At 22.4% G+C, this 9,273-nt stretch carries 8 protein-coding genes; 7 read left to right on the top strand and 1 reads right to left on the bottom strand.

What is annotated here, in order from left to right; translation table 11 throughout:
- Positions 1 to 127: 127 nt before the first annotated feature.
- Both GBZ86_RS09655 and GBZ86_RS09650 read left to right on the top strand, forming a co-directional pair.
- Positions 128 to 688, top strand: coding sequence for a ComEC/Rec2 family competence protein (locus GBZ86_RS09655; protein ID WP_152890135.1), 561 nt, complete (start codon positions 128 to 130; stop codon positions 686 to 688).
- Positions 689 to 900: 212 nt separating this feature from the next.
- Complete coding sequence (locus tag GBZ86_RS09650) at positions 901 to 2,715, top strand: DUF7309 domain-containing protein (protein ID WP_152890133.1); 1,815 nt, start codon at positions 901 to 903, stop codon at positions 2,713 to 2,715.
- Between the two features lie 247 nt (positions 2,716 to 2,962).
- Here the strand turns inward: GBZ86_RS09650 and GBZ86_RS09645 are convergent, their stop codons facing one another.
- Positions 2,963 to 3,748: a sulfite exporter TauE/SafE family protein gene (locus GBZ86_RS09645; RefSeq protein ID WP_327444824.1), complete on the bottom strand. Its 786-nt coding sequence runs from the start codon at positions 3,746 to 3,748 to the stop codon at positions 2,963 to 2,965.
- Between the two features lie 196 nt (positions 3,749 to 3,944).
- Between GBZ86_RS09645 and GBZ86_RS09640 the strand changes: the two genes are divergently transcribed.
- The 5 genes from GBZ86_RS09640 to GBZ86_RS09620 all read left to right on the top strand — a co-directional run bounded on the left by GBZ86_RS09640 (position 3,945) and on the right by GBZ86_RS09620 (position 9,153).
- Positions 3,945 to 4,499, top strand: coding sequence for a hypothetical protein (locus GBZ86_RS09640; protein ID WP_152890130.1), 555 nt, complete (start codon positions 3,945 to 3,947; stop codon positions 4,497 to 4,499).
- A 445-nt stretch (positions 4,500 to 4,944) separates the two neighbouring features.
- Entirely contained in the window at positions 4,945 to 5,544 is a 600-nt protein-coding gene (locus tag GBZ86_RS09635) for a class I SAM-dependent methyltransferase (RefSeq protein WP_152890128.1), read from the top strand.
- Between the two features lie 40 nt (positions 5,545 to 5,584).
- Positions 5,585 to 8,074: a DEAD/DEAH box helicase family protein gene (locus GBZ86_RS09630; RefSeq protein WP_152890126.1), complete on the top strand. Its 2,490-nt coding sequence runs from the start codon at positions 5,585 to 5,587 to the stop codon at positions 8,072 to 8,074.
- 4 nt (positions 8,075 to 8,078) lie between these two features.
- Positions 8,079 to 8,390, top strand: a complete 312-nt coding sequence (locus GBZ86_RS09625) for a nucleoside triphosphate pyrophosphohydrolase (RefSeq protein ID WP_152890124.1) — start codon at positions 8,079 to 8,081, stop codon at positions 8,388 to 8,390.
- Between the two features lie 115 nt (positions 8,391 to 8,505).
- Positions 8,506 to 9,153, top strand: a complete 648-nt coding sequence (locus GBZ86_RS09620; RefSeq protein WP_152890122.1) for a hypothetical protein — start codon at positions 8,506 to 8,508, stop codon at positions 9,151 to 9,153.
- The last annotated feature ends 120 nt before the right edge of the window (positions 9,154 to 9,273 follow it).

Raw genomic sequence — 9,273 nt, 5'->3', positions numbered from 1 at the left:
ATTTAGGATTTAGTTAAATATTATGAATTTTACGAACTGGTACATCCAAGGCTTAAATGCTATCTTATGATAGTAAAAGTGCGAATTATCTAAATGAGTATATTTTAGTACATTTTTAGAACCAGGAATGGCTAAGGTATTAAAAACTTTTAATGTTAAACATTTTTGTGCACCTAAAGTAACACATAACACTAGAACATTTGAAAATATGATAAAAGAAGTTAAGAAAAAAGGATTGAAAGTTGAAGTTTTAAAAGCTGGTACAGGAGATAAATTTGATTTAGGAAAAGGAGCTAAAGTGGAAGTATTTTCACCTAATAAGGATAGCTATGATAATTTAAATAATTATTCTCCTATAATGAAATTTACTTTTGGTGAAAATAGCTTTTTATTTACTGGTGATGCTGAAAAAGAGGTAGAAAGAGAAGTGCTTGAAAGAGGATTTAATATAGATAGTGATGTGTTAAAAACAGGTCATCATGGTTCTCACAGCTCTTCATCAGAAGAATTTATAAAAGCTGTAAGTCCTAAAATTGCAATTATGTCTTTAGCAACTCATAATAAATATGGACATCCACATAAAGAAACAATTGAAACTTTTAAAAAATTTGGAGTTAAAACATATCAAACTAATTTAGATGGAGATATAGTTTTAGAATCTGATGGTCATAATATAACTAAAAAATAAATTTAAAATTTAAACACATACTAATAAAAAGTCTTAAATTTATAAGAATAAAGTGTACCCTTAGTCAAGGACATTTTAGAAATTTAAGGCTTTTTTAATATATTGTAATATCAAACCATAAAATAAACATTGTGTTTATTTTATGGTTTTATGCTAGAATAGTTTTTATATGTTATAATATTTAATTAAAGTAATAGAAAGAAGGATATACTATGGACGGCAAATGTTATTTTTGTGAAAAAGATTTAAAATCAAGATCAGCTCTTAAGCATATAAAAAGTTGCATAACAAGAGTTAGTAACGTAGAAGATATGAAAAATGATAGTTCTAAACTTATTAAAAAATATCTTATTCAAATTACACCAACTTATATGAAAAGTGAATATTGGATGTATATAACAATAGATGAAAACTTGAAATTAAAAGATTTAGACCAATTTTTAAGAAAAATTTGGTTAGAATGTTGTGGACATTTAAGTAGCTTTAAAATTTATGATGAAAAGTATGATTCAGATGTTAATGATGAAGATGAAGAGAATGAAGATTGTGATTTTTTTTCATGGACATTTAAAGATGCTAAAAGTTTAAATTATAAACTTAAAGATGTAATAAATATAGATGATATAGTTACATATAGTTATGATTGGGGTTCTACTACAGAGTTAAAATTAAAAATCATAGATAAATTTACTACTGGCAACAAAGAAAAGAAAATAGAAATAATAGCTAGAAATAGTGAACATACTGAAAATTGTTATATTTGTAGTAAAACCTCTACATATTATGATTATGAGAAAAATAGATACTTATGCAAATCATGTGTAAATAATTTAAAGTTATCAGAAGAAAGTATTGAAGAAGTAAGTTACTTAAATTCTCCTAGAGATGGTGTTTGTGGTTATGTAGGTGAAAGAGAAACTGAATTTGAATTTTTACCAGTTAAAATAAAAGAAAATTTAAATAATATGAAAAATTCATCAACTATATTTAAAAAAAATAAAAAAGAAATTTTATTAGAGTCTTTATATAAAACAACAAAAGAATTTAATGAATTAAAACCATGGGAAACTCTTTTTGACACAGAATTTTTTGTAATAAAATTTCCTGAAAAAGATGATATAATTCTTTGTTCTGTTCTTGGAAAAGCTGGTGAAGTATTTGGTATAGTGATTTATAATAATTTTGAATCTATAAATTCTTACTTTAATATTTTAAATTGTAATTATAATACTCAATTTGAAATGGTAAATAAACAAAAAGCTTTAGCTTTATATTTTGATGATAGAAAAGATATAGAAAATGAAGATTATAATATGATAAAAGCATCAGGAATTTCTTTTAGAGGAAAAAAACAATGGCCTTCTTTTAGGAAATATGAACCAGGATATGTTCCTTATTTTATTAAAGATACTAATGAATTAAAATTGGTAAATGATGTATTAAAACATAGCATTAATATTATTAAAGATTTTAAAAATAACAAAGAAAAATTAGGCATATTCCAAAGAGAAGAAGATAAACTTTATTTTTATACGGTGAATAAAGATGACACATTAAAAGAAGAACTAATTGATTTTGAAACTTTTTTTAAAAGATGTAATACTTCTGTGCAAATACCAGCAATATATGATGAATTGTATATAAAAAGATTAATTAAACAATGCAGACGAACAAATGATATATTTGAATTAGATATTTTCTATCTTCCAACAAGTTTAATGGATGAAGAATGTCCATATTTTCCAGCAGTGTTGTTAATGGTAGACACTAAAGATAATATGGTAGTTGGTAACCATATCACTCATCCTAAACATATGTATGAAGAGTTTCAAAGTTATTTAATAGAATGGATTAAAGAAAATAAGGTAATACCTAGAAAAATAAAAATGAATGGGAATAATAGTAATTTGATATGTATAGAACATTTAATTAAATGCTTTGGAATAGAAATAGAATTATTATCAAACTTATCAAATATGTCTGAAATAAAAGAAGATTTTTTTAATTCTATAAACATATTTGAATAAAAATACCTCTTCACTATTTATTTTTAAAAATAGTAAGTATTTATTTTTATAATCTTTAGGTTGCTTGTATAAATACAAGCGTTAATGGAAATATTGAAATATTATTTAAATAATATTTTAGCAAAATATATGATAATATCACATCACAAAACGGACAACATTAAATAAACAGCCATAAAGGCTGATGTTGACAGTTTTGTGGTGTGATATTTTTTTCTAAATATGCTAGAAATATTTATTAAGAAAATTAAATAGTATGTCCAAAAAATTTTATAAATATTAAAATAACACTAAATGTTAATAAAAATATACCTGTTATTTTATTTAAAGTTTTATTATTTACCTTATTAGCAAATTTAGCCGACATTCTAGATGTAATTAAAGCTGCTATAACACAACATATTAAAGCAATTACATTTGTTCCACCATGTATAATATGAGCAATAGCTCCTGATAAAGCATTAAAAGTCATAATAAAGATACTTGTACCTACAGCTGTTTTTAAATCATAACCTAAAATACTAGTTAAAACTAAAAGAGTCATTACTCCACCACCAGCACCAATTATTCCACAAATTATACCAATTAAAGTTCCCCATATTATTGAAAGAATTATTTGTTTCTTTTTTCCAAAGTGTTTAGTATTAGTTCCTTTAGTAGTATTTATTGGCTTAACCGTAAGCTTAATACCTAAAAATAAAGTAGCAACTACTGAAAATCCACCTAACACATGGTTAGGAATAAACTTTGCAAAATAGCTAGCAATATATGTGGACACTACAGTAGCTATCATCATTACAGTACCATTTTTTATATCCACATTTTTATTTTTTAAATATGTAAGTGTGGAAACTCCAGAAGCTAACACATCTGCTGATAAAGCAATTCCAATAGCTTCATAAGCATTTAAACCTAAAATTACAATAAGTATTGGTGGTATTATTGAAGCTGCTGATAAGCCTACTAATCCTATACCAATACCAGCTAATAATCCAGATATAATATATACAATTATGTTTACCAAAAAAATCACCTTCCTTAAAAATTTAGTTTTATTAATTAAAGAATAGCTAAAATACTAATTAGATTTAAGGATTTAGAAATAAAAGATTATCTATATATTACATTATATCATAAAAGAAAATAATATTTCTTAACTAAGAACTATATAAGGTTACAAAAAATATAATATATAAAGTACTTTAAGAAGACAAAAGGGGAGAAAGCTTATGTCATTCTTTAAAAATATTAAATTTATAACAGATTCTATTGCTAAAACTGCAAGTAGTATAGCAGGTACTTTATCATCTATGTCTAATGAGGAAGAGAAAGTTAATAAAATAAAAAATGAAATAAAAGCGTTAAATGAAGAAATAGAAGCTGCTTATATACAAATAGGAAGACGTTTTGTAAATTATGTAATCCACACTAAAGAAATGCCAGGAATAGATATAAGAGATATATTAAATTTATTAGATCCTAAACTTATGAGAAAATCTCAATTAGAAGAGGAATTAGTAAAACTAGAAGAAAAAATAAATAATATAAGAGTTATTCAAGAAAAGTTAAAAGCAGAAGAAGAATTTATAGAAGAAAAAGATAAGTTAGATAGAGGTTTAAAAATGAATTTAATCTCTAAAAAAGAATATGATGAAAAATTAGTTAAATTAAATAAAAAATTAAATGCTTTTGAAGAAATACAAAAGATAGAACATCAATATGATTTAGGTATTATTGATTTTGATGAAATGGAAAGTAAAATTAATAAATTATTAGATGAATAAATAAATCCTCTTCAATAGATCTCTTCAAAATAAATAGTTAAATGTATAAATATTTTAAATAAAAATTAATATTTAGGGTGGCTTGTATAAATACAAGCTTTTATGGAAACATTGAACTTTAAAAATAAAATGTTCCTAGCAAAATTTAATGATAATATCACATATAAAAATTGTAAACATTAAATGAACAGCCACAAGGGCTGATGTTGACAGTTTTTAAGTGTGATATTTTTTTGGAGATATGCTAAGAAATAAATATTTAATTAAGAAATTAGAATATATTTTTTAAAATGCTTTGTATTATAAGGTTTATTATAAAAAATTATGATTTTAAAGTAAAATAATATATAATTTATATGTAATGAATTTCAATTTATAACTATAAAAAATATTTATTAGCATAATATGAAACTTTAGTAAAAAATATTAAAAAGGAAAATTTTAGATGAAAGATAAAACTTTGATATATTATAATGAAAATTCAATAAGTTATTACAATTTAACAATTAAAGTAAATTTAGTTCATATATATAAGAAAATTACTAATCAAATACCTAAAAATAGTTATATTTTAGACTTAGGTTGTGGCTCTGGTAGAGATAGTTTATATTTTAAGCAACAAGGACATAATGTATTAGCTATAGATGGTTCAAATAAAATGGTTAAGTTAGCAAGTAAACTATTAAATGAAAATGTAATTGAAATGAAATTTGAAGATTTTAATTTAAATAAACAATTTAATTGTATATGGGCTTGTGCTTCATTATTACATATTAAAAGAAACTATTTAAAAGATTTTCTTTTAAAAATTTCTGCTAACTTAAAAGAAGATGGAATTATATATATGTCATTTAAATATGGTAATTTAGAATATACTGATGAAAATAATAGATACTTTAATTGTTATACTGAAAATACAATTAATAAATTAATTTCAGAAATTTCTACTTTAAAAATAAAAGAAATTTTTAAAACTACAGATGTTATGCCGAATAGATTTGAATTAACATGGTTAAATATAATTTGTGGTAAAAATTATATTTAAAATTTAAAAGTATATAAGTAAATAAAAACAGGAGGGGAAAATGATTAATAATAATCTTATTATAGAAACAGAAATAAAAGAAAAAGAAGCTGAAAAATTATTAAGTTTTAACTCCATAACTGGTGATACTGAATATTTGTATTATAGTTTGAAACAATCTATAAAAAAAGCCTCTTCAATAGACATAATAGTATCATTTTTAATGGAAACAGGAGTAAAGCTTATAATAAATGACCTTAAGGATGCTCTAGATAGAGGTGTTAAAATAAGAATTTTAACTGGAAGCTATTTAAAAATAACTCAACCTCAAGCTTTATATTTAATAAAAGAAAAATTAGCAGATAAAATAGATTTAAGATTTTATAATAATCCTAATAAATCATTTCATCCTAAATCATATATTTTCCACTATGAAAATAATGATGGTGAATTATATATAGGCTCATCTAATATATCTAGAGGTGCATTAACCTCTTCAATTGAATGGAATTATAGATTAAATAAAAAAAGAAATCAAAATGATTTTAATCACTTTTATAATACTTTTGAAAATTTATTTAATAATCATTCATTTCAAGTTACAGATGAAGTTCTAGAAGAGTATTCTAAAACTTGGATAAGACCTAAAATATATAACGATTTAGAATCATTAGTAAATGATAAAGAAGATAAAATAATTAATATATTTGAACCAAGAGGTGCACAAATAGAAGCATTATATTCTTTAAATAAAAGTAGAGAAGAAGGCTATGATAAAGGACTAGTTGTTGCTGCTACAGGTATAGGTAAAACCTATTTATCGGCTTTTGATTCTAAGAAATATAATAAAATTCTTTTTGTTGCACATAGAGAAGAAATTATTAAACAAGCTCAACAAAGCTTTAAAAATGTAAGACCAGAAAAAAGTACAGGTTTATTTTATAGTAATTTAAAAGAACATAATAAAGATATTGTGTTAGCTTTAGTACAAACTATAGGAAAAGAAGAATATTTAAATGAAAAGTTCTTTTCAAAAGATTATTTTGACTATATTATAATAGATGAATTTCATCATGCGGTAGCTGGAAATTATAAAAAAATAATTGATTATTTTGAACCTAAATTTTTACTTGGATTAACTGCTACTCCTGAAAGACTAGATAACAAAGATGTATTTTCATTATGCGATTATAATATAGTATATGAAATTAGATTAAAGGAAGCTATTAATAGGGGAGACTTAGTTCCTTTTCGTTATTATGGTATTCATGATGAAACTATAAATTATGAAGAGGTTGAATTTAAAAATGGAAAATATGATAAAAATCAACTAGATAAAGTTTTAATGATTAATAAAAGAGTAGAGTTAGTTTTTAAACATTATGAAAAATATAATTCTAAAAAAGCTATGGGATTCTGTTCTTCAAAAGAACATGCTGAATTTATGGCTAAATATTTTAATTCTAAAGGTATTAAAGCATCAGCTGTTTATAGTGGAGATAAAGGAGAATTTTCTGAAGAAAGAACAAAAGCTTTAAATAATTTACTTAGTGGAGAAATTAAAATTATTTTTTCGGTAGATATGTTTAATGAAGGTGTGGATATACCTTCTATTGATTTAGTTATGTTTTTAAGACCTACAGAAAGCCCAACCGTATTTCTTCAACAATTAGGAAGAGGATTAAGAAAATCTAAAGGTAAAACTTATTTAAATGTAATAGATTTTATAGGAAATTATAAAAAAGCAAACCTAATACCATTTTTATTAAGTGGTAAAAATTATAACAAATTAGATGTTAAAAATGGAAAATTTAATTCATATGATTATCCAGAAGAGTGTATGGTAGATTTTGATCTTAAATTAATAGATATATTTAAAGAACAAGCTCAAAGAGAAATGAAACTTAAGGATATAATATTTGAAGAATTTATAAGTGTATATGAAGACTTAAAGCATATTCCTACAAGAGTAGAATTTTTTACTTATATGGATGATGATGTGTATAATAATATGAAAAATAAAAGCAACTTAAATATTTTTAATGACTATATGAAATTCTTAAATAAAGAAAACAAGTTAACCAATGAAGAAATTGAAATATTTAACTCTAGAGCTTATAATTTTATAAATACTATAGAAACAACTTCCATGAGTAAAACATATAAAATGCCAATATTATTAGCTTTTTATAATAGAGGGAATTTTAAAATGTCTATAAACGATGATGATATATATAATTCATTTAAAACATTTTATGAAAATGGTTCAAATGGTTCTGATATGCTAAAAGATAAAAGTACAAAGGATTATCTATCTTGGGATAAAAAGAAATATGTTAAATTAGCAAAAAATAATCCAATTAAGTATTTACAAAAAACTCATAGTGATTTCTTTTATACTAATTCAAATGGAGACTTTTCAATAAGAGAAGATATTGAACTATTTATTAATAATAAATCATTTTTAAATCATGTTAAAGATGCTATAGAATTTAGATGTAAAGAATACTATAAAAATAGATTTGAAAAAAGTCATAAAAGGAGTAAGTAAATTAATGGTAGAATATGATAAACTAGTAAGAGATTTGATTCCAGATATTATAAATAAATCAGGTAAACAGTGTGAATATGAAATAGTTTCTAAAGATAATAAAGTTAAAAGGTTAGAAGAGAAACTTATTGAAGAGGTTAATGAATATTTAGCTGATAAAAATTTAGAAGAGTTGGCTGATATAATGGAAGTTTTATTTGCTTTAGCAAAAAATTTAGGATATTCTGAAAAAGATTTATTTGATAAAAGATTAGAAAAAAAAATTAACAGAGGTGGTTTTGATAAAGGTATTATATTAACAACAATATTTAAATAATATTGTGTTAATATAATAATCAAAATTTATTATTATAGTTAAATTAATACATATATTTTGATTCTAAATTACAATTTTATTTTTTTTACATAAGAAAGAAAGGATGTAGTAATATATGACGGAAAATTTGATAACAAATATATTGAATTATTATGAACTCTTACCAGATACAATAAGATATAAAACTAAAAATTATATTGGATTTAAAGTATATGGAACAGTATATTCAAAAGTATATGAAAAAAAAGAATATTTAAGTATTTTAGTAAGAAAAAAATATGTAACCGATGAAGATATAAGTAAATTAAATATTTATTTTAATCATTTAGAAATAGAAAATTTCACTTTAGATACAGAGATAAGAATTAAATTAGATGAGAAAGATATTAATCCATATTTAAATATTATTAAGAGAGCTTATGATGGAACAATAAATGAATATAATAAAAAAGTATCAAATATAATTAAAGAATGTATTGAAGAAGATAAAGAAAATCTTTTAAAATATTCTAATGATAATAAATATGCTTTTGAGAAATTACATATTAAGTTTAATGAATTTAATAATTATAAAATTAGTAATAAAGAGTTAGATGAACTAAATACTGATTTTCAATCTTTAAATAAATTCAGTTCTATTAGTTTTTTAGAAAATTATATTGATAATCCCACAAAATATAATTTTATTAAACTTATATATGAAATAGTATCTTATATAGATGTAAATGCTTTTGATAAAATTAAATATAATGAATATCCCTAGGTGGTAAGATAGTTGTCGTAGAAACAAATTAATGGTATTCTCAAATTTAGAGAATAATAAGGAGAGTTTAACTATGACAAAAAATAAATCAAATAGAAAGTACTTAAAAGAAGAAAAAGA

Origin of the sequence: Clostridium tarantellae, assembly GCF_009295725.1 — a bacterium.
Taxonomy (GTDB): domain Bacteria; phylum Bacillota; class Clostridia; order Clostridiales; family Clostridiaceae; genus Sarcina; species Sarcina tarantellae.
This window is presented reverse-complemented; position numbering and strand designations above follow the sequence as displayed.